Genomic DNA, 25,329 nt, shown 5'->3' with positions numbered 1-25,329 from the left:
TTGGCGTTGTTAAAGTACCTCTTGCATTTAACCTTTTCATCCGGCTGCGGATGAAGGCAGATGGCATCGATAGTCTTTCAATCCATTGATAGCTCTTGCCGGTTAGGCCTTGATACTCCAAAAAACGGAATTTTGTTCATGTCTTGGGATATGATATTCACCTTCGGTGTGCTCGCTGCCGCCGTGGTTCTTTTTGTCACCGACAAGTTGCGGCTCGATCTTGTTGCTGTGCTGGTTATGCTCTCGCTTGGCTTGAGTGGCATTATCTCGTCATCGGAAATGCTGGCGGGCTTTAGCTCTTCAGTTGTCATCCTGATTGCAGGCTTGTTTATTGTGGGCGAAGCGCTCGCGCAGACCGGCATTTCATATGCAGTTGGCGACAAAATTGTTCAAATCGCCGGAGATGAGGAATGGAAACTCATCGTCTTGCTCATGCTTGCAGTCGCAGCTTTGGCCTCAGTGATGAGCGTCACAGGGTCTGGCGCGATCTTTATTCCTATAGCTATTCGTCTGGCAAACAGGGCAAATATCTCTCCGTCGCGTTTGCTCCTGCCGCTTGCCTATGGGGCGTTGATCGGCGGCATGCTGACGCTCATTGGTACTCCCCCCAATCTGGTCGCCAATGCTGAATTGCTCAAGGCAGGTATGGAGCCTTTCAACTTCTTCATCTTCACACCTATAGGGCTTGTGATGTTGGCAATGGCGATCATTCATATGCTTGTCTATGGACGATTTGTTTTGCCAAGAAAAACAGGCGGGCAAAGCGTAACAAACAAAGGCCGCCGGACCTTGCAAGGTCTCCTTCGGTCCTATGCCATTGAAGACAAAATCGTTCGCCTCACTGTGAGGGAAACATCACCGCTCATCGGCGAAACCGTTGTGAGCGCCAAATTGCGTCGCAAAGTAGGCTTGACAATCTTTGCTCTTGAACGGGTCAACCCCGCTCGTAGCAAAGCACTTGTTCAACCAGCGTATCCTGATCTGGAATTCCAGTCTGGTGATATTCTTTTTGGTGTTTTGGACGAAAAACTGGGCGATGAAATGATGTCCATTTTGGGTGTTCAGCTATCTGCAATTGAGAAACAAAATCATCACCTCTCGGCTCGTGAACTCGGCATGGCCGATTTGGTTATCCCGCAAGAATCCGACCTTGTCGGACGAACGATCTCAGGCGCCGGTTTCCGAACCAGGCATGGTTTGAGTGTTGTAGGCGCAATGCGTAGGGGCGTGCCCATTCACGAGAATTTTGGTAACACCGAACTTGAATTTGGGGATCAGTTGCTGGTTGCGGGAGAATGGGACGATATTCGAAAATTGCGCACGGATCGTGAGAATTTTCTTCTTCTGGCGTTTCCTGAAGAAATGCAAAACTACCTTCCGAAGCGGAAGCTGGCACCGATCGCGTTGGTTATTCTTGCTGTCATGTTGGCTCTCATCATTTTCCGCGCTGTTCCCAGCGTGACTGCCGTTGTATGCGCCGCCACTGCGATGGTCTGCACAGGGTGTGTTTCGCCCAAGCGGGCCTATGAGTCGATCAACTGGCCCAGTTTGGTTTTGATTGCCGGCATGATTCCAATGGCGACTGCGCTCGACAAAACCGGTGGTCTCTCACTGATCGTAGATTATATGATGACTCTGGTTGGATCGAATTCTCCAACTATGATGATGATCGCTTTATTCCTGTTAACATCGATCTTCAGTCAGTTTACGTCCAATACGGCGACAGCCGTTTTGATTGCTCCGGTGGCATTTCAAGTTGCCAATATCATGGGAGTTCGTCCAGAACCCATGCTCATGAGTGTTGCAATTGCAGCATCCACGGCTTTCTGCACGCCTGTGGCTTCACCCATCAATACGCTAGTCATGGGCCCCGGCAATTATCGCTTCATGGATTACGTCCGCATTGGAGTTCCCTTGCAGCTGCTTTCTATCATTGTCGCAGCTTTCATCATCCCGATTTTCTTGCCGTTCTGATCCAGATCCAAAAACAGAAAAGCGAGCGGGGGAGGCCGCTCGCTCAATTGGCTGGAAAAACTGGTTTAGAAATCCCAATCTTCGTTCTCGGTTGCCACGGCGTTGCCAATGACATAGGAGGAACCTGAACCGAAGAAGAAATCGTGGTTTTCATCTGCATTCGCTGAGAGGGCTGAGAGGATCGCAGGATTGGCCTTGCAAGCCTCAGCAAGGAACAGACCTTCATAGTCCAGATTCATCAGGGCTTTATTGGCATTATCGTGCAGGAAGGATTTTATGTCTTCCGTATCTGCAAGCACTGGATGATGCAGCCTTCGGTTCTGCCACGCCAGTTCCGCCCAAATACATCTCGCTCGTGGATCCGGCTGCGTGATGGTCCAGCCTTGTCTCTATCCTGTGCGACTCGTCGGGGACACCGGCTATGGCAGCGCGGATATGCTGTTTGCTCATATCAAATACATCGTGAAACTGGACCGGTTACGCCTCAGAGGACCAAATGGAGCCAGAGATGAATTCCTCATCGCAGCAACAGCCCAGAACCTGTGTAAAATGGCAAAATTGATCCCGGTCCCGGCGTGAAACGCCATCAAAAGCCTTGTTGCTGCACCAAGTTTTCCCTCGAAATCCGACCCTTTTCAACGGAATCAGCCGTTTTGATTGATGACGCGCTGCGGCCGGATATGGTGTTTGGTGCAGCCCAGACGGATAGTTGCGAATGAAGAACTTCCTTCATGAAGCATTTTATCCGCTGCGGCTCATATTTAGCGAGGCAAACGACAAGTTGCGAATTTATCGTCGACGGACGTTAGGAGCAAATGTATCTATTAGGTGCGTTTTCATGCGAGTGTGAGGCAAACAGCCAGGTTTTGAGGATCATTGATGATAAGGAATGTCTATCCCAAATCAGCAAGTCAGTTTTGGCTTGATGCATGGCACTATTCAGCATCAAAGAAGGATAGAACCGCCAGTGATGCAGCTGAAGAAGCATTCTGGCAAGACTGTGCTCCAGACTATGATGTCAAAAGTCCTCTTGCCTCACTTGCCATTGAGTTGATTGCGGATGTTATCGACTTGCTGAACTCTGGCGATGAGGTTCTCGAGATCGGTCCCGGAACCGGTGCTTTCACCAAGCGGCTATATCCGCATGTTTCCTCTTGGAAGGGTGTTGAGCCATCCGCTGCGATGCGTCGCGAGTTTGTTCGTTTATGGCCTGCCGAGATGGGGCGGATGCCAGATCTTATACCGAGCAAATGGGAGGAATGTAATGTTGCGGCTTCTGATGTGGTTTTCACCGCGAATGCTGTTTATCGCGTCCGCGACATGTACGATTGTCTACAGCGCCTGAATGATGCGGCGAAGCGGCGAGTAATAATGGTTCAGACAATCGGCCGGCCCTTTGCCGATCCACTTGAAGTCAAGCTCGGGGATGAAATTATCGAGCGCGAACGCGCGAATGCGATTTCTGATGTTTTGTCAGAAATGAATATCGAGCATCGTTTTCGCACATATACAGTGCCGCGCAATGAAATCAGCTGTCCGGTAGTCTTAATCGATTGGTGTCCGGCTGAGTTGTGAGATTGTTATGTCTAGTAAGGGTATACCCAAAGCTGCCCTGTTTTGGGGTGTCGGTCGATGGTTGCCTCGATGCGATAGATTTCCCTCAGCATTTCTTTTGTTAGAACGGTCTCTGGGGTCCCGGATGCAACAAGCTTGCCCTTGTTCAAGATGTATAATCGATCACAGAAAACAGAAGCCAGATTAAGGTCATGTAAAGCGGCTATCACTGTTGTTTTGAGAGATTTGACGAGCTGCAGCAGCTGTAGCTGATGGTGGATGTCGAGATGATTGGTCGGCTCGTCAAGCACGAGGATACTCGGTTGCTGCACGAGTGTTCGAGCCAACAGAGCCCGCTGACGCTCTCCCCCCGACAGGATCGAGAAGGAGCGGTCTTGTAGCGGCCCCAGATTGAGCAATTCGATTGCGCTATCGATGAGCATGTGGTCGTGAGGTGTATCTGGAGAGAGCAATCGCTTGTGGGCTGAGCGTCCCATCGCGATGATATCCCTTGTCGTCAGCGGAAAGTCGGTCGGCATGTCCTGCAAGACTGCACTGATGTTCTGCGCGACCCATTCAGTTGATTGCTGCCAGACATTTTTGCCGTTAACCTTGATGGTTCCAGCCGAAGGGCGATTGAGGTGATAGATGGTTCCAAGTAGCGACGATTTCCCGGCACCATTGGGACCAAGAATACCGACGATTTCGCCAGGCGAGACCTCAAGCGAAACATTGTCCACGAGTCTGGTGTTTCCGACCTCGTAGGTCACGGAATCCATCGAGAGAGTGCCGGGTTCAATCGTCATTTCGGCAATCCTTGCGATCTTGCATCTCGACGCAATAACCAGATGAAGAACGGCCCACCCACAAGCGAGGTAACGATTCCAACGGGTAATTCCAGAGGTGAAATGATGGTGCGTGCAAGAAGGTCCGCCCCCACGGTAAAGCTTGCCCCCAGCAAGGAGACAGCGAACAAGGAACGCCGATGGTCTGCACCAACCAGAAACCGGACAATATGGGGCATGATCAGACCGACAAAGCTGATAACACCGGCCAGTGATACCATGATGCCCGTTAAGGCGGCCGTCAGCAGAAACATCAATTTTCGAAACCGGGCGACATCAAGGCCAAGAGCAATGGCACTCTCATCTCCCGTCAAAAGCAGATTGAGGCGTCTTGCCTGCAACAGCATGATGACCAACCCGACGAATAACGTCATGGTTGGCAATGGCAGAAGCTTCCATTGCGCTGTACCAAAGCCACCCAGTGTCCAAAACAGAACCCGTGATGCCAACTGTGGATCCGGCGATGTCAAAACAATCAGGCTTGTCAGTGCCGATAGGATTGCGCTCATGGCGACGCCTGCCAAGACAAGGCGCGTGGGCGTGATTTGTCCACCCGTTCTGGCAACCCAGAAAACAACCGCCAAGGTGATCAGCCCGCCCAGAAAGGCGGAAATGTGAAGGGTGAAAACGCCAAAGCCAATCAAACCCCAACGCATGACAATCACCGCACCCGTAGCGGCACCGGACGACACGCCCAGAATACTTGGACCCGCCAGAGGATTGCGAACGATCGCCTGAATGGTCATGCCGGTCGCCCCAAGGCTGCCCCCGACAATCGCAGCCAGAATGACCCGTGGCACGCGCGACTGGATGACGATGACTTCATGCGCATGACGCCAGTCCGGCGCGATCACGCCGTCGCCCAGTAGAGCATTAGCCAGAATTTTGACCGCCGTAGTGGCCGGAATATGAACGGAGCCAAGCATCAGACCCGCCAGAAACATAAGGCCCAGCAAGAGACATAGGCCCGCAAGGACGACGAAATATTGGCGGCGTGCAATCGTGCGTCGCTCACCTTGACCAGACGGCGACATGTCTTTCGGCACAGCATGAGACGCAGACGCCGGTGTCTGCAGTGCTGTAATCAACTGCGATTGCCGATTATTCTCGGGTGTATTTTGCGTTTGGAGGAAAGGCATGGGGTGCTCTTGATGAAACGGCGGTGGCTCAGGGTAGAGCCACCGCCCGAAGCGATCTTATTCGAAGGCTTCAGGATGGAATGCTTTGGCCAGTCGTTCCAATGCCCGGACAGAGCTTGGGCCGGGCTGGCCCATGACTGAGTCAATCGTGACGAAATTGTCCTGCTTGACCGCTGTTGTGTCGGCAATGGCTGGATTGGATTTCAGAATGCTGATGCGAACGTCCCCCAGATCCCTGGTCGGATTATCGACGACCTTGCCGCTCGCCGTGCCAGAATAAAAAACATCGATGAAGGTCGGATTGCGCTCTGCTATTTGCTCCCAAGAGACGGTTCCATACCGATTTGGCATATCACCAAAGATGTTCTCGCCTTTTGCCAGCTGAACGACCGTGGAGTGCATGGTATTGCCCAGAACAGCGCGCGGTGCGGACTCTCCGCCATTGAAGATGAAAACCGGAATAGCTTCAACATCTTTGAGTTTTTCTTCAACACCGGCGACGCGGGCAGATAGTTTCTCAATCAGCGCTTCTCCACGGTCGTTGACATTGAAGATCTTGGCGATAGTACGGATTTCAGCATAGAGCTGCTCGAAACCATATTTGCCCAGATTGCAGCCTTCTGTGTTCAGATGGGTTTTCATGCCCAGATCCTGAAGCTGCTCTCGCGAGTGACGCTTCTTGCTGAACCCATCGGGATAGCCGGCATAGACGAAATCGGCTTCTGCATCGATCAACTGTTCTGTGGTTGCCACAAGAGGAGAGAGGATGGGAACCTTTTTGTAAGCCCCGGCATATTCTGGGCTAATTGTCAGATTCGCCATGTAGGATGTTCCGGCCATGTGATCTTCAAGGCCCAACGCCAGCATCAGCTCGGTTGCGTTATTGCTCAAGGTTACCGCATGGGTCGGAGCCGCATCAAAGGTGGTCTTGTAGCCACAATTCTCAATGGTAACCGGATAGTGTGTTTCTTCAGCCCAAGACGAGCTGAAAGAGAGTGATGAAATCAGTGAAACTGCAGCAATAACTGCAAACTGTCTGGTTTGTGATTTGATATTCATTTTGTATCCAAAGTCTGCATAGATTGAGACAATGAATCTGGCAAAGAAGAGGTGAAATGCTGCATTCCTTTGACGCAATTCACCATCAGCATCGTGCGCAAGCATCAAAACAAACGGAAAGAAACCGCTCGATGATCATTCGCAGGATCTGTATGAAAAATATGCCAAAGACGACCAAGGCAAAGCTTGGCCTGCACCATAATGGATCTCCTGCCGGATTCCCTCGTCCGGTTTAATTGGGTCAAAGCTGTGGCAGGTCTCCTGGCTTACGGCTCTTGCGCGTGCCTTCCCTTCCCGAGATTTGAAAATCCCAGTGGTTTTGAAGGATTGCTTACCGTTTACAGTTGCGAGGGCAGCCTCGGTTTTGGCCCCTTTTGGGTAATCCGCACCGTGTTCCCTTTTGATCCGCTTCCACTTGCGGAACCACATGCTTGAGCAACCTAACAAAGGCGTCCAGAACGCACAAGCAGCCAAAGGACCAACCCTATTTAGAGTTTGAGGTGATCTGCCAAACGCAAGAGAATTGCGCAACGAGGCAGAGTAAGTTTGAGCCAGAAATTTAGCGAAAGGCCGCAAGGACATAGTCGTCGAGATATTGCCAGACTGTTCCTGTTTGCGAAAAGCCTGCGCTACGCAGGGTTTCGAGATGGTACCCTAGGGTTACTTTGGGCGTGGAATTGTTTTTGTTCGCCCATATCTCTTTTCTTTTTGCAACGGCATTGGAATAGGCCGGAACAGCTTCTGCGACGTTCCACCATTGGTCCCAATCGTCGACGCCGTGATCGAAAGAAGCTGATTGCGCGTCCAAATCGTCCTGCTTGGCAATTTCACTGAAGATCGATTGGGAAAGTCCATCATATTTGAGATGATCCCCATTCATGAAGACCCCGCCCGGTCGGATCAGATCGGCGATCTCGAAATAGACCCGGCAAAGAATGTGCGGTTCCAACCAGTGCAGCGCCGTCGTGCTGACTACAGCGTCGAACTCGCCTGAAATCTCGTCCATCCAGCTTGGAGCATCGAGATCCACTTCCAGAAGGGTAATGCGATCATCGTCGCCAAAAACATCGTGAGCGATCGCTATCAGGAGGGGATCTTTGTCGACGCCGACAATTTCGATCTCCGGAATTGATTTCAACAATAATTCGATGAGTGATCCTGGCCCACACGCAAGATCGAGAACGCGTGTTTTCTTGTTCTGGCAAATATTCCGAATAACGGTGACCATAGAGTCAAACCGCAAATCACGGTGACGTATAAACCCGGTTTGCTGCGCATCCCAACGTCTGAGCAAAGACTGTGCTTCAGCAAGCCTTTCGGGCGCAACCGGTGCTTTTGTTTCAATCATGATTGAAGCTCCATGAGAGTTGAGGCTTGAGAAAGCCTGTCAAAAGAGAGATGGACTTGTCCATTAGGAGAGCGAAGGCGAACCATCGATACTTGGTAGACTGATTGAATGAGATCCCCATCCAGAACGTGATCAGGCTGTCCAGAAGCCACAATGCGTCCATTCGCTATCACGGCAATCCGGTCACAAAATCGAGCCGCCAGATTGAGGTCATGCAAGACGACAACCTTTGTGCCAGGTAGATCGCGGATCATGGCGAGGACATCGAGTTGGTAGTGCAGATCGAGATGATTGGTCGGCTCGTCAAGCAACAGATGATCGGCCTGCTGACAGAGAGCTCGAGCAATCAAGGCTCTCTGCATTTCTCCCCCGGACAGCGAGTTGATATGGCGTTCAGCAAAAGCCATTAGTCCGACCCGCTCTAACGCGTCGATCACGGCTTGATAGTCGTTTTTTTTTGTGTGAACTGATCAAGCTTTGATGCGGCATTCGTCCGAGCATGACCATGTCTGCCAAAGCTTGACTGTAGGTCGTGGGCCGTTCTTGCGGTACGACGGCAATGCGCCGTGCCAATTGGCTTTGCTTGAGCTCGGCAACATCCGCCCCATCCAATAGGATCTTACCCTTGTCGGGTCGGCATGCACCATAGAGAAGACGCAGCAACGTCGTCTTGCCGCTGCCGTTTGGCCCCACAAGTCCAAGAGTTTCACCGTCGGACACGTCAAGATCAACGTCGTTGAGTATGACATGTCCGTCTCGGCTGAAATGCAGATTTCGGGTGCTGATCATTGAAGCTCTTTTAGCTTTTCAAGCAGCACTGAAACGCCTTCAATGGAGAGAGGAGTTGGAGGATCTGTGTAAGGGAACGGGAATGCAAGAACCTTATTGTTGCGAACTGCGCTGAGACTTTGCAAGGCCGGGATCATTTTCAGCGTCTTGGTCGCATCTGCCGGATCTCCAAAAGAGTAGAGCATCAAGATGGTTTCCGGATCCTTGGCGATCAGATCTTCGGTACTCCCCTCAAAAACGCGCTCGTCCGTTTCGGCATATACGTTTGTGAAACCTGCATTTTCAAACAGAGGCGTGACCCATGCTTCCTCGCACCGTAGGGATAAAGAACCTTACCTCCGGCGCTGGCATATAGCGCCACAGCAGTCCCGTTTACACCGGGCTTTTCAGGCTTGAGAGATGCTACCAACTCTTTCAGCTCGGTTACCCGTTGTTTTGCGAGGTCAACCTTCCCGATAATGGTCCCCCATTTCCAAAAGATCATCATAGACCAGATCGAAGGTCGCACGACTGGAATGGGCTTGATCCTTGTTTTCGCAATAAGCCTGGCAGGGGCATACATCGGAACGCCGCTTTTGGCGAGCAGCTCACGATCCAGTGCGCTTTGAGGGGCTAAAACCAGATCCGGTTTTTGCGCCAGAATGGTTTCGAGAGAAATTACAGATCCGCCGGTATTGGTAATTGTTTTGGAAAGCAAAGGCACTTTCATGAATTTTTCAACGTCGGCATCTGGATAAATGCCTTCAACAGGATCCTGTGTCCTGCCGACCAAAAGATCAACCGCATCCAGATAGGTCAATTGACCAAGCACGCTGTTATTGACGAGTACAATTGCGTTTCGGAGCTGCGGTGATCGTAACCTCCGATCCGCAGTTTTCGATAGTCAATGGGAAGTCATCTGCATAGGCCGTTGTTGCTATTCCACTGGCCATGGTGAGAAGCGCAAAGCCGCCCAACACCAGTCCTTTATCAAGCTTCATTTGTAACCTCCATATTTGGGAATTATGAATTGCCAGCTGGCGACGAAAAACGTCGACGCATTTGGCTGAGAAGAAAAATCATGAATGGTGCGCCAGTGACGCCCAGTCACAACGCCTATCGCCAATTCTTGTGGTGGGAAAAGCGTTCTTGCACCAATGTCTGCGATCACCAGGAAGACAGCACCAATGCCAGCTGATGCGGGGATCAAGATGCGATGACGTGAACCGATCAGCATACGCCCGATATGGGGGGAGACGAGGCCAACGAAGCCGATGATGCCCGAGCCTGCGACCATAACGCCCACGCTCAAGGAGACAATGATCATGACATAGAGGCGGACGCGTTCTGGCCGAATGCCAATCGCCAGTGCTGTGTCATCACCGGATGCCATCGCATCGAGATGCCTTCGGCTATTTCAAGAAGGAACAATGTAGCAATGGCCACAAAGATCGAGGCCAAGGCCATTTCCCAATGAGTGTTGGCGAGCGATCCCCATCATCCAGAACATCACTGATCGACTGGCCTCCGGGGAATCCGAGGCAAAGATCAGAAAACCAGTGGCCGCATTCATTGCATATCCAATGGCAATGCCCACCATAATGAGACGCAAAGGATCATGGCCACTTGAACGCCCGCCAATGACAAGAACAAGAACCATCGCGCAAAGAGCCCCAGCAAATGCGAACGCTGATAGGGTGAGTGCACTACTGGCCGCAGTGCCCAAAATGGTAATGGCAAAGGCAGCGCCCGTGGAGGCGGCCCTGAACTGATACCGAGCACAAACGGGTCTGCCAAGGGATTGCGGACCATTGACTGAATGGCCGTGCCGCATACGGCTAGTGTTGAGCCGACCGCCAAAGCCATCAGAATGCGGGGAACGCGGGATGTCCAGACAATGGCGTCATAGGCCCACGAATATTCCTGCCCAGGATTTGCATCTGTAAAATGCTGGATTACGACATTCAGAACCGTCATAGGGTCGATATAAACCGGCCCAATTCCGGTTGAGACAATGCCAAGTACCAAAGCCAGACAGAACAACAAGAGTGCGAAAAAGGCCCTCGCGCTGATGTTTGGCAACAAGCTTTTCTATGTTTGGCAACGGACAACGAAGTATTCCTTGCAAAAGATCTGGGCACACTTACGCAAAGCGTGTTTATAAAGGTCGTACGAGTTGGGATTTACGGCTGATTGGAAGATCAAGCACAGCAAAGCCAAATACCTCGCCACCATACAAGCCGCGAATGATAGAGGCATGCTCTGGTGGCCCATTAGCGGAGTTGACGCTAAAGTCTCAGTTCAAACCAAATAATTGATTTTGAATAGAAAAGTGACGGATGACGGCAAGTCAGTCATTAGAAACTCCTCTCGGCGCGCCCCGCACCGAATTTGGGGTGAATGGAATGATGGCAGGTATCCTGACTTATGGGTCACAACGCCTTCCCGGCCTTCCCAAATCGTTTCGATTCAGTGGCCTTTCGGGTGCGCTCGCCAATTACAGTTGCGGGGGCAGTCACAGAATTGGTGAAATCAATCACCTCACTGCGTTCCCTTTTCTTCGAGACTTTTTTCTCGAAGACACCATCAGCTTCTTTAGGTTGAATGAGATTCCCTAATCAATCAAGTCGTCGTTTTGGACAACCAGGCTTTTATTCAAGGCGAGTTGTCGCAGGTTTGAAGAGAACCACTGAATGAATTGATCGGAACCACTCATCGATAGGGAAATGCGCTTGAGTTACTCAAAAGCTTTATTCTCGGTGCTTGGTTAAGTGGGGGCTTAACGTAATAGTTGTGCGTATTTTCTGGCAATGCTTTCTCGAAATGTCCGGCAGCCGAAGTACGATATTAATGGTTCGCTGAGCAATGGGTAATAGAGACACGCTTCTATTTGCTCTGGCTTGTTTCCAACAGATACCTAACCCTGTTGAATATCAATATATCATGCTTGGAGGTCTGCTTTTCCATTTAAAGCATGGTTTCGTCCCCATGCAGATTGCCCATTCTCCGTCCGGTTTTGTTCGGTACACACTTTGAGGCAATAAAAATCTGGCGTTGCGGTAAATGTTTGGAATTGGAAATCAAGCTTCGGGGAAGTAGGCGCTCGAGAACGTAAGGATAGGGTCGCGACTTCAAATTAGAGCGTGGACGGCCATTTTTGTGTGACAATGCCTTGCCCATGTCAGGATCGAGGCCCAATTTACCGTGCTTTGACAAGCCTCTTAAGGCTCGGATAATGAAAAATGAGCCCGAGTCTTTTGCTGTGAAAGGCACGAATATGCACGATGAAAAAGTAACAAAGAAAAAGGGGCATCGCTTTTGTGGTGCATGTCAATTTGAGCTGATCGGCTCTCATAATTGGATTGGTCAGGAAAATGGAAGGCGGAAAATCACAGAAATTAAGCCTATTTTCTATAAATCGGACCATTATCCAAGCGAAGTCCATTTTTATGCTTCCCTTCTGGATGATCGTGAAGCAGTTATATCGACTTCTCACTCCCATTTTGAAGACAAGCTCTCCTGGATGCACATTTCAGGCGACTTGAAAAAGTAAAGGTCCGCTCTCGTCCACATCGTCCCCGACGTTCGTGCAACAGGCGACAACGCTCCAAGCCACCGGGTCCTTGTTGGCCGCGCAGAAATCGGAGCTGCTTGGTCGAAGCGATCAAGTGAAGGCCGTGACTATCTTGGTCTCAAACTGGGTGATCCCAGCTTTACAGCTCCCATCTATGCCAACCTCTTCGATGACGAAGATGGCGAGAGCTACATCCTGATCTGGTCTCGTCCCAATGGGCATCGTGGCGAATAACATCGCGAAGGCTCCGGCACATGCCGGAGCCTTTTTTGTTTTCTTTCAGTCAACTTCAATCTGGAGTCTTCATTCAGAAGATTGGCGCAGCGATTTGTCCGATTAACCGCCGCCTTTACTCCAGATTTCGATGGAGAAGAACTGTGCCTTGCACCTTGGGTTCTTGTGGGGCTGGATAGAGCAAAATGGAAATGAGCCACCTAGGAAAGGTTCGCAAACATGGTTCAATCAGATCGAATTATCCGCCTTAAAACTTTACTCTCAAGAAGCGGGCTATCTCGCTCAACACTTTATCGCAAAATAGGAGAGGGTACATTCTCAGCCCAGATACGGATAAGTTTGCGTAGCGCAGGATGGCGGGAATTCGAAGTCAATCGCTGGATTGCCAATCCTATGAACTGGAGGCCTGAGAGAGGTAGTTAGTTCGAAGACAATAAGTAAATTGAGGCTGGACAGGCAAAATTGTTGAACTTAGGTGTCCTCGACTTGCAATTCGGGCAGCATCTTTCCTGTAAGGAACTGCTCCCAATCTCTCCGCCATCTGCCTTCAAACTGGAAGAAATCTGGTATTTCCTTAAATTTCAATGCGCTAGCATGGTCGCCTGTGATGCGGTCCCTCGTTGCATGGGGGCTATGGAAGCCGTGTCCGGATACCTCAATGCTCTTTCTGACTGATCCTGGTTGTGACCTTGGGGAGCATGTCTTGAAGCCTCGTGTGTGCTTTTGCAAAGCTCTTGTCTGGCATTCACATCCGGCCATTCACATCTGTCCTTGAAGATTTTGATTTTTACGTGCGGACACCAGTTTTCTGCCGGAAGAACTGCAACGGGTCTGTCGAGCCGATGGACTTGATCTTGCCGCTCATGCGAAAATCAACAGGACTGACATCATAGGTCTTGCGGAACACCTTCGAGAAATAGTTGCTTTCGGGAATACCGCACAGAATCGCCACTTCCTTCACACTCATATTCCGGTTGGCGATCAACAGTCTTGCTGCCAGCCGCATGCGCTGATGCTGCACATATTTTGCCGGAGACATGCCGGTGAAGCTGGCGAAGCAGCGGGAGAAATGTGCGCGGCTCAGACCTGCTGCATCCGCCAGCGTCTCCACGCTCAAATCCCTGTCCAGATTGGCCATGGCAAATTCGATGGCGCGGGTCACCGCATTCTGTTCCTTCCAGCGCCGGTCGGATGGCCCGAAAATATCGTCATAGAGCAGCATGCAGGCTTCGTAGCAAACTGCCGAGGCTCGCCCTGGCATCAGCACTCCTTTTTCCATCAATTGCATGGTGCAATCGGCCAGTTTGTCGATGGTGTCGCTCTTGAGGCGGAAAACCGGGCCCTTGGCATTGAGCACCATTTCATGAATGCGCAATGCTTCCATGCCATTCATCGAGATCCAGAAAAAATCCCACTCGTTCCCGTCTTCCAGCCAGTAGCAGTGATTGTGCGGCACGATCAGCGCGAAGGTCTCACCGGGGCGCAATTCGATCTGACGATTTTCAAAGCGCAGGTTTCCGCGCCCGCTGATGGTGTGTTGCAGGATGGTGAAGGGCGTATTGCCCCGCCGTTTGCCATCCCAGCGATAGTCCACACTCCTAAGGCGCTCATAACCCGCGCTGGTCGGCATGGCATGCAAGTCCCCGTAGGAGCGAAGCAGAGATATGATCCGCATCTCGGGGGTGCTTTTGATTAGGTCAGATAGCACAATTTTACCCTTTTTAGCACAAAGCTCCTCTTTTATTCTATCCAAATATTGGCATAGTCAAAAGAGAGGAAAATCAAGGACTGGCTGTACGAAAGTCGAATTTTTGCGTTTCAATTACGGCATTGCACGTATGGAAGCCTTTGAATTGTATATATTTAAATGAGGGGAGACCAATGAGTTTCAAAATTGCCATTATCGGAGCGGGCAGTGTCGGTTTCACGCGAACCCTTTTTTCCGATATACTCAAGGTTCCGGAATTTCAGGACGTTGAATTCGCACTGACTGACATATCAGAGCACAATCTTTCCCTCATAGAGCAAGTTCTTAAAACCATTAAGGACACCAATGGTCTAAATGTCCGCATCAGCGCCACAACCGATCGTCGCAAAGCTCTGGAAGGAGCCCGTTATATTGTTTCCTGTGTACGTGTGGGTGGGCTTGAAGCCTATGAGGATGATATCCGGATTCCGCTGAAATATGGCATCGACCAATGCGTTGGTGACACCATTTGCGCAGGCGGCATCCTTTATGGTCAGCGCAATATTCCGGTCATTCTGGACTTCTGCAAAGATATTCGCGAAGTTGCCGAACCCGGCGCACGCTTTCTGAACTATGCCAACCCGATGGCGATGAATACCTGGGCCGCTATCGACCATGGCAAGGTCGATACCATCGGCCTTTGCCATGGTGTGCAACATGGCGGTGAGCAGATCGCAGAAGTGTTGGGCGTGGATCACGATGATCTTGATTTCATCTGCTCGGGCATCAATCATCAGACATGGTTCGTCGATATTCGCGTCAAGGGGCGCAAGATCAGCAAGGATGAACTGGTCGCTGCCTTTGAGGCACATCCTGTCTTCAGCCAGCAGGAGAAAGTCCGTATCGATGTGCTCAAACGCTTCGGGGTTTATTCCACTGAAAGCAATGGCCATCTGTCCGAGTATCTGCCCTGGTATCGCAAACGGCCGGACGAAATCGTCAACTGGATTGACATGTCCGACTGGATCCACGGTGAAACCGGCGGCTATTTGCGCTTTACCCGCGAGAATCGCAACTGGTTCGAAACCGAGTTCCCGTCCATTCTGGAAAAGGCCAAAAAGCCGTTTGCTGATTATGAACGCTCCAACGAGCATGCCAGCTACATTCTGGAAGGTCTGGAAACCGGGCGCGTCTATCGCGGTCATTTCAACCAGAAGAACAATGGTGTCATCACCAATTTACCTCATGATGCCATCATCGAGTCGCCGGGCTTCGTTGACCGCTTCGGCATCAACATGGCCGCTGGCATAACCTTGCCGCTGGCCTGTGCCGCCACCTGCATGGCTTCAATCAATGTGCAGCGCATGTCGGTTGAGGCTGCTGTTACCGGTGATGTTGAAATGCTCAAGCTTGCCACCCTGCATGATCCGCTGGTCGGGGCCATTTGCACGCCAGAGGAAGTCTGGCAGATGGTGGATGAAATGCTGGTCGCCCAGGCTCAGTGGTTGCCACAATATGCCCATGCCATACCGGCGGCGAAAGATCGCTTGGCCAAGGCAAGGATCAAGACCCGCGAGTGGGAAGGCTCCGCGCGCCGCAAGGTTCGCTCTATTGAGGAAATGCGCGAGGAGAAGGAAGCAATCTGATTGCGCCTCTGTGGAGGCAATCGAACAAAGAGAGGCTACATCGTCCGCACTTGGTGACATGCATTCGGGAGAAATAGTGTCAGAAGCAAGCGCGGGCAGTGCCTCGCTTTAGGGAGGAATTCGGCCGCTCTGCGGAAGAGGGCTGAATGGTCCGGCGGGAGGCCGGACTTGATGAAAGGGCTACCGTGTGCGGGGGATTTGCGCCGGTCGGCTCACTTACATACGGGAGAGAAAATGTCACACAGAACTTACGGTCTGGTTGCAGCCCTGATGTTGGGCACGGCAGCCATTGCCTCGTCGGCTTGCGCTTCTGAGATGCAGTCAGCGCCCGACGCTCCGAATTTTCCAAACCAGAACAAAGTGACGTATGTCGGCATCGCTGACGTTATCCAGTTCAAGGCTCTGGACAAGTATAGCGAACCTGACTGGGTCACCAAACAGTTTGTCGAAACCGGCAAGCTGCCCCCCGTCAAAGACCGTCTGCCCAAGGAACCAATGGTCTATCAGGTTGGCAATATGCCTGATGGCATTGGTGTTTATGGTGATACGCTGCGCCATGTCATCGGTGGCCGTCCCGAGGGGTGGAACAACTCCGCAGGGCAGGCACAGGGCTGGGGCGGTATCGACATCGCCATGTATGAATGCCTCACACGCACCGGACCGCTTTTCCAGATCAAGCCCGAAGAACTGGAGCCCATGCCCAACCTTGCCAAAAGCTGGGAATGGTCTGACGACGGTTTCGTGCTTACCATGCATCTGATCGAAGGGGCCAAATGGTCTGACGGCGAGGATTTTACCTCTGATGACGTGATGTTCTATTGGGATGACAATGTGATGGATCCCAATGTCTATCCGCTCAATGGTGCCAGTCAGGAAAGCTTCGGCGTTGGTACCACTCTGAAGGCTCTGGACAAATATACCGTTCAGTGGACTTTCAAGACGGCCTTCCCGAAACAGTTCCTCTATACCATGGCCTATGGCACCTTCTGTCCGGGGCCTGCCCATCTGCTCAAGCCACAGCATCCGAAATATTCCGACAACACCTATGAGCAATTCAAGAATGCCTTCCCGCCGGACTTTATGAATTTTCCGGTCATGGGTGCATGGGTTCCGGTCGGGTATCGTCCTGATGATATCATCGTGTTGCGGCGCAACCCTTACTATTGGAAAGTCGATTCCGACGGCAATCAGCTGCCATATCTGGATGAGACCCAATATAAGCTCTCCACCTGGGCAGACCGTGACGTTCAGGCCGTTGCCGGGTCGGGCGATTTGTCCAACCTCGAACAGCCAAGCAACTTTGTTGAATCTCTCAAACGCGCTGCCAAAGACGATGCGCCTGCTCGCCTCGCTTTCGGTCCGCGCCTCATCGGCTACAATCTCTATATGAACTTCTCCGGCAATGGCTGGGGCGATCCGGACGAGAGAGAACAGGCCGTTCGCGAACTGAACCGTAACTTCGACTTCCGCAAAGCTGTTACCATGGCGGTGGATCGCAAGAAATTGGGTGACTCGCTGGTCAAAGGCCCGTTCGTTGCGGAATATCCCGGCGGAATCATGTCTGGTTCGAACTATTATGATCAGGCCTCGACGATGTATTATCCGTTCGATCTGGAAGGCGCCAAGGCCCTGCTTGCCAAGGCTGGCCTGAAAGACACCGACGGTGATGGCTTCGTGAACTTCCCGGCAGGGACCGTGGGTGGCAAGAATGTTGAAATCTCCCTGCTCGTCAGTGGCGATTACAACACCGACAAAAGCCTTGCAGAGGGCATCATCGCCCAGATGCAGACCCTTGGCCTGCGTGTTGTGCTGAACATCCAGAATGGCAAGGATCGTGACGCGGTCAATTATGGCGGCAAATTCGACTGGATGGTCTTCCGCAACCAGACCGAACTGGCGTCCGTTGTGCAGCTCACCCACCAGTTGGCCCCGATGGGACCACGGACTTCCTTCTTCCATCGCGCAAACGGGGCCGGCGAGCTTGACCTGATGCCATTCGAAGAAGAAATGGTCGCTGCGATTGGCAAGTTCATCTCCAGCAATGATGCTGACGAACAGGTTGCCGCAATCAAAGACTATCAGAAAATCTCGACTAGTAATGTCAACTCGGTTGGTCTGGTGCAGTATCCTGGCGCGTTGATCATCAACAAACGTTTCAAAAACGTACCTGCCGGCGCACCGATCTATATGTTCAACTGGGCGGAGGGAGCCATCATGCGTGAGCGTCTCTTCGTGCCTGCAGAAGCACAGGGAGACTATCAGCTCTACCCTCACACTCTGCCAGGCCTCCCCGGCGGAGCAGGTCCGGTGAAATAGAACGGGCTTGCGTGGGAGCGTGATCCAGATTTCCCGGTCTGCACGCTCCTGCTGAACCTGTCGGCACCCTTCCTGTCACCTTCAGAGTGACTATGAAGAGTGCCGATATAGCAAAGGGCTGCGGGGGCGGGGCCAAGCTATTCCGACCCTGCAGTTCAGGGAGAGCCGACATCAGTTGCCTTTTTGAAATTTACCGGAAAAGGTGGAGATGACAGGCCTTCTCAATCAGGTTGACGCAGCAAGTTCTATTCAGCAGGAAGCTTATTGATGTTGAGATTTCTCATTTTGCGCATTTCGTCTGCGGTGCCGGTGCTCTTTGTCCTGAGTGTCGTGACATTTGCCATCATTCAGGCCCCACCCGGGGATTATAGCGATTATATCCGCTCGCAGTTGATCAATATGGGCGGTGCCTCATTCGATCAGGCCGATGCGCAGGCCAAGGCCTATGCGGTCGAACACGGCTTGGACAAGCCGATCCCCGTACAATATGTCAACTGGATCGCCGGTATGGTTACCCGCGGGGACTTCGGTGACAGCATGTACTATAACCGCCCCGTTTCCGAGATTGTCGCCGAGCGGCTGCCACGCACCATTCTGCTGGCGCTGACATGCCACATATTCGCCTCCCTGTTCGGCATAACCTTCGGAATATTGGCCGCCACGAAGCAATATAGCTGGGTCGACACAGCCCTGTCGGGCATATCCTTCTTAGGGATGACCATACCGCGCTTTCTCATGGCGCTGGTGCTCGTCTATTTCCTGGTCTTTCACTATGACATGAACGAAATCGGCAATTTCTTCTCGCCCAAATATGGTGGTGCGCCTTGGTCGTGGGCCAAGTTTGCGGATCTGGTTCATCATGTCTGGCCCGTCGTGGCCATCGCCACATTCGGTGGCCTTGCCTACAATATGCGCGTCATGCGCGGCAATCTGCTCGATACGCTGAATGCGCAATATGTCGAAACCGCCCGTGCCAAGGGTCTACCAGAGAGCGCGGTTATCATGCGCCACGCGGTCCCCAATGCGCTGCATCCGCTGATCATGTATCAGGGCGTGGTGTTGCCTTACATGCTGACCGGCGAAATCGAAGTGGCGATCATCTTCGCTCTGCCAACCGTCGGTCCGGCCATCGTGACCTCGATGAATGTAGGCGACGTCTATGTCACCGCCACCTTCATGCTGGTGCTCGCAGCCACCCTGATCATCGGCAACATCATTGCCGACATCCTGCTCGCCCTGCTTGACCCCCGCATTCGTCTGGGAGGATCTCGCGCATGACCATTCCCGCAGAATCCACCTTCGAGCCAGCCAATAACGATGCATCCCTCTCGGATCACAACGAGAGCTATCAGGCTCTCGTCTGGCGTCGGCTGCGTCGCTCTTTCACCGGCATGATGGGGCTTATCCTCGTTACAATGCTGCTGGTGATGGCCATCTTCGCGGGCTTCTTTGCGCCCATGGAGCCAAACCTGTCGACAGAATCCTTCATGCCACCCGATGCCTTGCGCATACTGGATAAGGACGGTGGTCTGGTAACCCCGCGTATCTACCCGCTGGTCGAGACCGGCGAGTTCGATCCGGTCACCTTCCAGCCGCTCACAGGTCCTGATTTTGAAAATCCGCGCAGGCTGGTGTTGTTTGCACGCGGGTTCGAATATCGCATCCTCGGTCTGGTCCCCTCGACCATCCACCTGTTCGGCACCAGCGATGGCGAACCCGTCCACCTTCTCGGCACCGACAAGCTCGGACGCGACATCCTGTCCCGAGCCATTTACGGCGCACGAATCTCGCTGACCATCGCCCTGACTGTGGTCAGCATCGTCACCATCGTCGGCACTACCATCGGCATGATGTCCGGCTATTTCCTCGGCAGTTTCGATGTCTGGATGCAGCGCTTTGTGGAACTGGTTCTGGCCTTTCCGCAATTGCCGCTCTATCTGGCGCTCACATCGCTGATCCCGGTCACCGCGCCTACGAACGTCTTCCTCGTCTTCGTCATCGTGGTGATGTCAGCGCTCGGCTGGGCGCAGATGTCCCGCGAGGTGCGTGGCAAGACGCTCGCCCTCTCGCGCATCGAATATGTCAAGGCGGCCATGGCCATTGGCGCAACGGACCGGCGGATCATCTTCCAGCACATCCTGCCCAACGTCATGAGCCATGTGATCGTCGCCGTCACATTGGCCATTCCAAACGTGGTGCTGCTGGAATCTTTCCTCGGCTTCCTCGGCTTTGCCGTCAAGCCGCCGCTCATCTCCTGGGGCCTGATGCTTCAGGACACATCGAACTATTCGGTCATCGGCTCCTATCCCTGGATTCTGAGCCCTGTCGCATTCGTGCTCATCACCGTCTTTGCTTTCAACGCATTGGGTGACGGGCTGCGCGATGCCATCGACCCTTATTGAGGAGGCCAAGGACAGTCATGACCGAAGATCTCATACCTTCCAGGCGTCTGGACGCCGACCTGCACAAAGACGATCCCATCATCGATGTGCGCAACGTTGGCGTATCCTTTGCTACAGAACGCGGCAGCGTGCTGGCCGTCGAAGACATTTCCATGCAGCTTTATAGCGGCGAAACCATTGCATTGGTCGGCGAGTCCGGTTCGGGCAAATCCGTCACCGCCCGCGCCATCATGGGGCTTTTGTCCCGCCGTGCGACGATGCGCAAGGGCTCGCAAATCTTCTTTCGTGGCGAAGATGTTATATCCCAGTCCAAGCACAAACGGCGCGCCCTGCGCGGTAGTCAGATCTCTATGATCTTTCAAGAACCCATGAGTTCGCTCAATCCGCTTTACACGGTGGGTGGGCAGATCGTGGAAGCCATTCAGGCCCACCGCAAGATCTCCCGCGCCAAGGCCCGCGAGCAAGTGATCGCGCTTCTGCGCGAGGTGCAGATCCCCGAGCCGGAAATCCGCATTGATCAATATCCGCATCAGCTCTCCGGCGGCCAGCGCCAGCGTGTCATGATTGCCATGGCGCTTGCCAACAATCCCCATGTGCTGATCGCCGATGAACCAACCACGGCGCTCGATGTCACCGTGCAGGCGCAAATTCTCAACCTGCTGCGCAGCTTGCAGAAGAAACACGGCATGGCGATCATCCTCATCACCCACGACCTGACCGTGGTGCGCAAATTCTCAGACTATGTCTATGTGATGCAAAAGGGATGCCTCAAGGAGCATAATCGCACCGAGGCCATCTTCTCCAACCCGCAGCACCCCTATACCCAGCATTTGCTTGGGTCTGAGCCGAGAGGCAGCGCCAAGCCATTGCAGGAGAATTCTCCGGTTATTCTGGAAGGCAACGACGTCAAGGTCTCCTTCATGCTCAAGAGCGGTGGTTTTTTCAAATCCAAACTGAAAGAGCTGAAGGCGGTTGATAATCTCTCTTTGTGCCTGCATCGTAATGAAACGCTTGGCCTTGTGGGCGAATCTGGCTCGGGCAAGACGACCTTTGGCCTTGCTCTCACGCGCCTCATCAACAATCGAAGTGGCGAGATCACTTTTGACGGCAACCGCATCGACAAAATGGATAGGGAGCAATTGCGCCCCTTCCGGTCCCGTATGCAGATTGTCTTCCAGGATCCCTTCGCCTCGCTCAATCCGCGCATGACCATCGGTCAGATCATCGGCGAGGGGCTGATTGTCAATGGCATAGGCGAGGATGGCCGCGAGCGGGAAGAGCGCGTTCGTCAGGGGCTCAGGGATGCGGGGCTGCCCGATACCATCATGGGGCGTTTCCCCCATGAGTTTTCAGGGGGACAGCGGCAACGCATTGCCATCGCCCGCGCCATCGTGCTCGAGCCCGAGTTCGTCCTGCTGGATGAACCCACATCCGCGCTCGATCTCTCGGTACAGGCTCAGATTATCGACCTGTTGCGCAAGCTTCAGGATGAGAAGGGCCTCAGTTACCTCTTCATCTCCCATGATCTCAAAGTTGTCCGGGCGCTCTGTCATCGCGTCATTGTCATGCAACATGGCAAGATCGTTGAACAGGGGCCGGTCGAACAAATCCTTACAGAACCGGAAACCGACTACACAAGAAGGCTCGTCAAGGCCGCCTTCGAAGTAGCCGCCTGACCTCAGGAAAGAAGCAAATCCATGGCTAAACAACCCAAAATCACGTTCATTGGTGCCGGCTCAACGGTTTTCATGAAAAATATCATCGGTGACATCCTTCACCGTCCGGCACTTAAGGATGCCGAGATCGCCCTGATGGATGTCAATCCAGAACGCCTCGCCGAAAGTGCCATTGTTGCGCGCAAGCTCGTTTCAACCTTGGGCGCGACAGCCAGCGTTGAAACCTTCACTGACCAGAAGAAGGCTCTCGACAAGGCCCATTTCGTCATCGTCGCCTTCCAGATCGGTGGCTATGAGCCTTGTACCGTTACCGACTTTGAAGTGCCTAAAAAATACGGCCTGCGCCACACCATCGCCGACACGCTCGGGGTCGGGGGCATCATGCGCGGTATCCGTACCGTGCCGCATCTATGGAAGATCTGCGAAGACATGCTTGAGGTCTGCCCTGAAGCGGTGTTGCTGCAATATGTCAACCCGATGGCCATCAATACCTGGGCGATAGCCGAGAAATACCCAACCATCAAGCAGGTCGGCCTCTGCCACTCCGTGCAGGGAACGGCGGAAGAACTGGCCCGCGATCTGGAAATCCCCATCGAGGATATCCGCTATCGCTCGGCGGGCATCAACCATATGGCCTTCTATCTCAAGTTCGAACATCGTCAGCCAGATGGCAGTTACAGGGATCTCTATCCCGATCTCTTGGCCGGCTATCGCGCCGGACGCATTCCAAAGCCGAGTTCATGGAACCCGCGCTGCCCGAACAAGGTGCGCTATGAAGTGATGACCCGGCTTGGCTATTTCGTTACCGAAAGCTCTGAGCATTTTTCCGAATATACCCCATATTTCATCAAGGAAGGTCGCGAAGACCTGATCGAGAAGTTCGGTATTCCGCTTGACGAATATCCGGTGCGTTGCATCGAGCAGATCGGAAAATGGAAAGCGCAGGCTGATGAATATCGTACTGCCGAGACCATCGAGGTTGAGGAAAGTCGCGAATATGCCTCCTCTATCGTCAATTCCGTCTGGACCGGTGAACCATCGGTGATTTACGGCAACCTGCGCAACAATGGCTGCATCACCTCGTTGCCATATAAGTGTGCTGCCGAGGTGCCTTGTCTGGTCGATGATAACGGAATTCAGCCGACCTTCATCGGTGATTTGCCGCCGCAATTGACAGCGCTCATCCGCACCAACGTCAATGTTCAGGAGCTGACCGTTGCTGCACTGATGACCGAGAACAAGGAGCATATCTATCACGCCGCGATGATGGACCCGCACACTGCCGCCGAGCTGGATCTTGATCAGATCTGGTCCTTGACCGACGATCTCCTCAAGGCCCATGGCGATTGGCTGCCTGAATGGGCAAGGTATTAAAATCGCAGGTGTTGAACAAAGGCGTCGAAGTGTGACTTAACAGGCTTTTGCTCACGGTGTTTCCGTTTCGGGGCACTCGATGAAGGGCTTTGCCTGTGGCAGACTTCTGGCTTTGAGATCCATGTCGCCCCTGTATGAGAGGTGTCGGTAGGATGCTCGCTGACTGGTTCCAGGCGAGCATTCGATCTTGCCGCTCAACAGGGGCGAATCCTGTTTAAAACAGGCAGACGTATGCCCTGATCCCCCAGGTGCGTCTGGTAACAGACGGGCAGGGCCATGCCAATTGCATGGCACGAGCGGCTTTGTCTGCCTTTTTCACTTCAGTGTCACTCGCTTCAGCTTTACCGAAGCGTATAAACGAAGACCGTGCAGACTGCGTCGTTCGGAGACTTTTTCCTCTTCAGGACGGACGTTGTCAACGTCGCCCCTTCTCGCTCCATGTTCGTGAAAGTATCTCCATGTCTTCGGGCAGCCGCACCCGGTATTTTTGCCTATTGATGGCCAATTCGAGAAAATTTCCGTGAAGATGCGACAATTTAATACTTGAGTCTTGGACTCAAGATAAATAGGATCCGGCAGGATAATTCGAATGTTTCAAAAATATGGAGTGAAATATGAGAGCCGCTTTTGCCTGTGCCATTGCGCTGTGTCTGTCATTATCAACCGGTCAAGCAAGTGCTTCGGACACCGTCGTGATCAAGGACATGCAGGATCGAGAGGTGACCATTCCAGCCGATCCAAAGCGCATCGTCAGCATTCCCGTTGTCATGCCGCCCATGCTGACGGCGGTTGATGGAACGGGGGACAGGATCGTCGGGATGCACCCGGTCACCCAAACGGCCGTTCGGGAATCCGTGCTCTCGCGCATCGCTCCCGAGCTGTTGGATGTTCCAACCGGGTTCATTCAAGGGGGCTTCAAGGTCAATCTCGAAGAAATACTCAAGCTGAAGCCCGATCTTGTTTTCCAGGTCAGTTCCGAACAGAAGGAAATCGAGAAAATGGAATCCGTCGGTTTGCCCGTCATCGCAACCGATAGTGGAGATTTCTACGACTATTACACCGGCTATCTCGATATTCTTGGCAAAGTGCTGGGCAAAGCGGATCGGGCGCAACAGATTCGCGACGAATTTGATCAGAGCCTCGAGCAAATCAGAGCGAAAACCGCTGATATCAAACAAGAGGATCGCCCAAAGGGCCTCATCCTGTTCAATGTCGAGCGTCTCATGGCGACCGGTACGGGGTCTTTTGCCAATTACTGGCTGGAAAATACCGGGGCGAGGAACGTTGCCTCGGATATCAAGACAAGTCCTCGTGGTGCAACGGTGAATATGGAACAGATCCTCAGTTGGGATCCCGACGTGATCTATATCACCAATTTCTGTAGCACGACGCCGGAAGATCTCTACGAGAACAAGGTTCCCGGACAAGACTGGAGTGCCGTCAAGGCGGTCAAGGAAAAACGGGTCTACAAGATTCCTCTGGGCATCTATCGTTGGTATCCGCCCAGCGCCGACTCGGCTCTGATGTTGAAGTGGATGGCTTCGATCAATCAGCCGGACCTCTTTGCCGATATCGATATTCGAGAAGAAATGAAGGATTATTTCTCTCGTCTGTATGACTTCACCTTATCCGAAGACGATATCGATCATATTCTCAAACCGGATCCAACCAGCGATTGGAAATGGAACTGATATGCAGATCCGTTTCCTGTCGGGAGAAAGAAGAGGAGGAAC

Annotated in this window: 21 protein-coding genes, 5 pseudogenes and 2 riboswitches; of the genes and pseudogenes, 13 read left to right on the top strand and 13 right to left on the bottom strand. The window is 52.7% G+C overall.

Going from position 1 to position 25,329, the window contains the following annotated elements:
• The first annotated feature begins 60 nt into the window (after positions 1 to 60).
• A complete protein-coding gene (locus tag ACHZB8_RS21570; RefSeq protein WP_316863329.1) occupies positions 61 to 1,974 on the top strand; it encodes an SLC13 family permease in 1,914 nt (637 codons plus the stop codon).
• Between the two features lie 65 nt (positions 1,975 to 2,039).
• Here ACHZB8_RS21570 and ACHZB8_RS21565 read toward each other — a convergent pair.
• Positions 2,040 to 2,261, bottom strand: a pseudogene (locus tag ACHZB8_RS21565) (ribonucleotide-diphosphate reductase subunit beta); the annotation flags it as partial.
• A gap of 145 nt (positions 2,262 to 2,406) precedes the next feature.
• On the opposite strand from ACHZB8_RS21565, the pseudogene ACHZB8_RS21560 reads away from it, so the two are divergent.
• Positions 2,407 to 2,553 (top strand): annotated as a pseudogene (locus ACHZB8_RS21560) (IS5/IS1182 family transposase); the annotation flags it as partial.
• A gap of 300 nt (positions 2,554 to 2,853) precedes the next feature.
• Positions 2,854 to 3,549 carry a methyltransferase domain-containing protein gene (locus ACHZB8_RS21555; protein WP_316863328.1) on the top strand — a complete coding sequence of 232 codons (696 nt, stop codon included), beginning with the start codon at positions 2,854 to 2,856 and terminating at the stop codon, positions 3,547 to 3,549.
• A gap of 11 nt (positions 3,550 to 3,560) precedes the next feature.
• Here ACHZB8_RS21555 and ACHZB8_RS21550 read toward each other — a convergent pair whose 3' ends face one another.
• The 11 genes and pseudogenes from ACHZB8_RS21550 to ACHZB8_RS21500 form a co-directional block, all read right to left on the bottom strand.
• Entirely contained in the window at positions 3,561 to 4,334 is a 774-nt protein-coding gene (locus tag ACHZB8_RS21550; RefSeq protein ID WP_316863326.1) for an ABC transporter ATP-binding protein, read from the bottom strand.
• Positions 4,331 to 5,461 carry an iron ABC transporter permease gene (locus ACHZB8_RS21545; protein ID WP_316863324.1) on the bottom strand — a complete coding sequence of 377 codons (1,131 nt, stop codon included), beginning with the start codon at positions 5,459 to 5,461 and terminating at the stop codon, positions 4,331 to 4,333. The genes ACHZB8_RS21550 and ACHZB8_RS21545 overlap by 4 nt, the downstream gene beginning before the upstream one ends.
• Before the next feature lie 108 nt (positions 5,462 to 5,569).
• Complete coding sequence (locus ACHZB8_RS21540) at positions 5,570 to 6,571, bottom strand: ABC transporter substrate-binding protein (RefSeq protein ID WP_316863322.1); 1,002 nt, start codon at positions 6,569 to 6,571, stop codon at positions 5,570 to 5,572.
• Positions 6,572 to 6,804: 233 nt separating this feature from the next.
• Positions 6,805 to 7,014: riboswitch (cobalamin riboswitch) on the bottom strand.
• A gap of 116 nt (positions 7,015 to 7,130) precedes the next feature.
• Positions 7,131 to 7,919 carry a class I SAM-dependent methyltransferase gene (locus tag ACHZB8_RS21535; protein ID WP_316863321.1) on the bottom strand — a complete coding sequence of 263 codons (789 nt, stop codon included), beginning with the start codon at positions 7,917 to 7,919 and terminating at the stop codon, positions 7,131 to 7,133.
• On the bottom strand, positions 7,916 to 8,326 hold the full coding sequence (locus ACHZB8_RS21530; RefSeq protein ID WP_316863320.1) for an ABC transporter ATP-binding protein: 411 nt from the start codon (positions 8,324 to 8,326) through the stop codon (positions 7,916 to 7,918). The genes ACHZB8_RS21535 and ACHZB8_RS21530 overlap by 4 nt, the downstream gene beginning before the upstream one ends.
• Entirely contained in the window at positions 8,313 to 8,708 is a 396-nt protein-coding gene (locus ACHZB8_RS21525; RefSeq protein ID WP_316863319.1) for an ABC transporter ATP-binding protein, read from the bottom strand. Before ACHZB8_RS21525 ends, ACHZB8_RS21530 begins: the two co-directional genes overlap by 14 nt.
• Positions 8,705 to 8,893 (bottom strand): hypothetical protein, encoded by a 189-nt coding sequence (locus ACHZB8_RS21520; RefSeq protein ID WP_316863318.1) that lies wholly within the window; start codon positions 8,891 to 8,893, stop codon positions 8,705 to 8,707. The genes ACHZB8_RS21525 and ACHZB8_RS21520 overlap by 4 nt, the downstream gene beginning before the upstream one ends.
• 26 nt (positions 8,894 to 8,919) lie before the next feature.
• Positions 8,920 to 9,507 carry a hypothetical protein gene (locus tag ACHZB8_RS21515; protein WP_316863317.1) on the bottom strand — a complete coding sequence of 196 codons (588 nt, stop codon included), beginning with the start codon at positions 9,505 to 9,507 and terminating at the stop codon, positions 8,920 to 8,922.
• 16 nt (positions 9,508 to 9,523) lie between these two features.
• Positions 9,524 to 9,688 (bottom strand): hypothetical protein, encoded by a 165-nt coding sequence (locus ACHZB8_RS21510; RefSeq protein WP_316863316.1) that lies wholly within the window; start codon positions 9,686 to 9,688, stop codon positions 9,524 to 9,526.
• Positions 9,685 to 10,521 (bottom strand): annotated as a pseudogene (locus tag ACHZB8_RS21505) (FecCD family ABC transporter permease). The gene ACHZB8_RS21510 and the pseudogene ACHZB8_RS21505 overlap by 4 nt, the downstream one beginning before the upstream one ends.
• A pseudogene (locus ACHZB8_RS21500) lies at positions 10,461 to 10,715 on the bottom strand (iron chelate uptake ABC transporter family permease subunit); the annotation flags it as partial. The pseudogenes ACHZB8_RS21505 and ACHZB8_RS21500, both read right to left, overlap by 61 nt.
• Before the next feature lie 364 nt (positions 10,716 to 11,079).
• Positions 11,080 to 11,290: riboswitch (cobalamin riboswitch) on the bottom strand.
• 632 nt (positions 11,291 to 11,922) lie between these two features.
• Between ACHZB8_RS21500 and ACHZB8_RS21495 the strand changes: the two are divergent.
• From ACHZB8_RS21495 to ACHZB8_RS21485, 3 genes and pseudogenes are all read left to right on the top strand, one after another.
• Positions 11,923 to 12,240 carry a hypothetical protein gene (locus ACHZB8_RS21495; RefSeq protein WP_316863315.1) on the top strand — a complete coding sequence of 106 codons (318 nt, stop codon included), beginning with the start codon at positions 11,923 to 11,925 and terminating at the stop codon, positions 12,238 to 12,240.
• A gap of 12 nt (positions 12,241 to 12,252) precedes the next feature.
• Positions 12,253 to 12,495: pseudogene (locus ACHZB8_RS21490) on the top strand (DUF736 domain-containing protein); the annotation flags it as partial.
• Positions 12,496 to 12,714: 219 nt separating this feature from the next.
• Positions 12,715 to 12,918, top strand: a complete 204-nt coding sequence (locus ACHZB8_RS21485; RefSeq protein WP_316863314.1) for an AlpA family phage regulatory protein — start codon at positions 12,715 to 12,717, stop codon at positions 12,916 to 12,918.
• 364 nt (positions 12,919 to 13,282) lie between these two features.
• Here the strand turns inward: ACHZB8_RS21485 and ACHZB8_RS21480 are convergent, their stop codons facing one another.
• On the bottom strand, positions 13,283 to 14,170 hold the full coding sequence (locus tag ACHZB8_RS21480) for an AraC family transcriptional regulator (RefSeq protein ID WP_316863313.1): 888 nt from the start codon (positions 14,168 to 14,170) through the stop codon (positions 13,283 to 13,285).
• A 206-nt stretch (positions 14,171 to 14,376) separates the two neighbouring features.
• Here ACHZB8_RS21480 and ACHZB8_RS21475 point away from each other — a divergent pair, with 206 nt between their 5' ends.
• From ACHZB8_RS21475 to ACHZB8_RS21445, 7 genes are all read left to right on the top strand, one after another.
• Complete coding sequence (locus ACHZB8_RS21475) at positions 14,377 to 15,828, top strand: alpha-glucosidase/alpha-galactosidase (protein ID WP_316863312.1); 1,452 nt, start codon at positions 14,377 to 14,379, stop codon at positions 15,826 to 15,828.
• Positions 15,829 to 16,062: 234 nt separating this feature from the next.
• Positions 16,063 to 18,144 carry an ABC transporter substrate-binding protein gene (locus ACHZB8_RS21470; RefSeq protein ID WP_316863310.1) on the top strand — a complete coding sequence of 694 codons (2,082 nt, stop codon included), beginning with the start codon at positions 16,063 to 16,065 and terminating at the stop codon, positions 18,142 to 18,144.
• A gap of 267 nt (positions 18,145 to 18,411) precedes the next feature.
• Entirely contained in the window at positions 18,412 to 19,422 is a 1,011-nt protein-coding gene (locus ACHZB8_RS21465) for an ABC transporter permease (RefSeq protein WP_316863308.1), read from the top strand.
• Entirely contained in the window at positions 19,419 to 20,546 is a 1,128-nt protein-coding gene (locus ACHZB8_RS21460) for an ABC transporter permease (RefSeq protein WP_316863307.1), read from the top strand. The genes ACHZB8_RS21465 and ACHZB8_RS21460 overlap by 4 nt, the downstream gene beginning before the upstream one ends.
• A 17-nt stretch (positions 20,547 to 20,563) precedes the next feature.
• Complete coding sequence (locus ACHZB8_RS21455; protein ID WP_316863305.1) at positions 20,564 to 22,222, top strand: ABC transporter ATP-binding protein; 1,659 nt, start codon at positions 20,564 to 20,566, stop codon at positions 22,220 to 22,222.
• 21 nt (positions 22,223 to 22,243) lie between these two features.
• Positions 22,244 to 23,596 (top strand): alpha-glucosidase/alpha-galactosidase, encoded by a 1,353-nt coding sequence (locus tag ACHZB8_RS21450; RefSeq protein WP_316863303.1) that lies wholly within the window; start codon positions 22,244 to 22,246, stop codon positions 23,594 to 23,596.
• Between the two features lie 614 nt (positions 23,597 to 24,210).
• Positions 24,211 to 25,287, top strand: coding sequence for an ABC transporter substrate-binding protein (locus tag ACHZB8_RS21445; protein ID WP_316863301.1), 1,077 nt, complete (start codon positions 24,211 to 24,213; stop codon positions 25,285 to 25,287).
• Positions 25,288 to 25,329: the final 42 nt, after the last annotated feature.

Source organism: uncultured Cohaesibacter sp. (genome assembly GCF_963556055.3).
In the GTDB taxonomy this organism is placed as follows: domain Bacteria; phylum Pseudomonadota; class Alphaproteobacteria; order Rhizobiales; family Cohaesibacteraceae; genus Cohaesibacter.
The sequence above is the reverse complement of the archived record's forward strand: the minus strand, read 5'-3'. Positions and strand labels throughout refer to the sequence as shown.

Excerpts from the sequence above, each read along its gene's own strand:
- ACHZB8_RS21480 (WP_316863313.1), bottom strand. The coding sequence starts at position 14,170 with ATGCGGATCATATCTCTGCTTCGCTCCTACGGGGACTTGCATGCCATG.
- ACHZB8_RS21510 (WP_316863316.1), bottom strand. The coding sequence starts at position 9,688 with ATGAAGCTTGATAAAGGACTGGTGTTGGGCGGCTTTGCGCTTCTCACC.
- ACHZB8_RS21495 (WP_316863315.1), top strand. The coding sequence starts at position 11,923 with ATGAAAAATGAGCCCGAGTCTTTTGCTGTGAAAGGCACGAATATGCAC.
- ACHZB8_RS21540 (WP_316863322.1), bottom strand. The coding sequence starts at position 6,571 with ATGAATATCAAATCACAAACCAGACAGTTTGCAGTTATTGCTGCAGTT.
- ACHZB8_RS21450 (WP_316863303.1), top strand. The coding sequence starts at position 22,244 with ATGGCTAAACAACCCAAAATCACGTTCATTGGTGCCGGCTCAACGGTT.
- ACHZB8_RS21445 (WP_316863301.1), top strand. The coding sequence starts at position 24,211 with ATGAGAGCCGCTTTTGCCTGTGCCATTGCGCTGTGTCTGTCATTATCA.
- ACHZB8_RS21485 (WP_316863314.1), top strand. The coding sequence starts at position 12,715 with ATGGTTCAATCAGATCGAATTATCCGCCTTAAAACTTTACTCTCAAGA.
- ACHZB8_RS21555 (WP_316863328.1), top strand. The coding sequence starts at position 2,854 with ATGATAAGGAATGTCTATCCCAAATCAGCAAGTCAGTTTTGGCTTGAT.
- ACHZB8_RS21530 (WP_316863320.1), bottom strand. The coding sequence starts at position 8,326 with ATGGCTTTTGCTGAACGCCATATCAACTCGCTGTCCGGGGGAGAAATG.
- ACHZB8_RS21570 (WP_316863329.1), top strand. The coding sequence starts at position 61 with ATGGCATCGATAGTCTTTCAATCCATTGATAGCTCTTGCCGGTTAGGC.
- ACHZB8_RS21470 (WP_316863310.1), top strand. The coding sequence starts at position 16,063 with ATGTCACACAGAACTTACGGTCTGGTTGCAGCCCTGATGTTGGGCACG.
- ACHZB8_RS21460 (WP_316863307.1), top strand. The coding sequence starts at position 19,419 with ATGACCATTCCCGCAGAATCCACCTTCGAGCCAGCCAATAACGATGCA.
- ACHZB8_RS21465 (WP_316863308.1), top strand. The coding sequence starts at position 18,412 with ATGTTGAGATTTCTCATTTTGCGCATTTCGTCTGCGGTGCCGGTGCTC.
- ACHZB8_RS21535 (WP_316863321.1), bottom strand. The coding sequence starts at position 7,919 with ATGATTGAAACAAAAGCACCGGTTGCGCCCGAAAGGCTTGCTGAAGCA.
- ACHZB8_RS21550 (WP_316863326.1), bottom strand. The coding sequence starts at position 4,334 with ATGACGATTGAACCCGGCACTCTCTCGATGGATTCCGTGACCTACGAG.
- ACHZB8_RS21455 (WP_316863305.1), top strand. The coding sequence starts at position 20,564 with ATGACCGAAGATCTCATACCTTCCAGGCGTCTGGACGCCGACCTGCAC.
- ACHZB8_RS21525 (WP_316863319.1), bottom strand. The coding sequence starts at position 8,708 with ATGATCAGCACCCGAAATCTGCATTTCAGCCGAGACGGACATGTCATA.
- ACHZB8_RS21520 (WP_316863318.1), bottom strand. The coding sequence starts at position 8,893 with ATGCTCTACTCTTTTGGAGATCCGGCAGATGCGACCAAGACGCTGAAA.
- ACHZB8_RS21475 (WP_316863312.1), top strand. The coding sequence starts at position 14,377 with ATGAGTTTCAAAATTGCCATTATCGGAGCGGGCAGTGTCGGTTTCACG.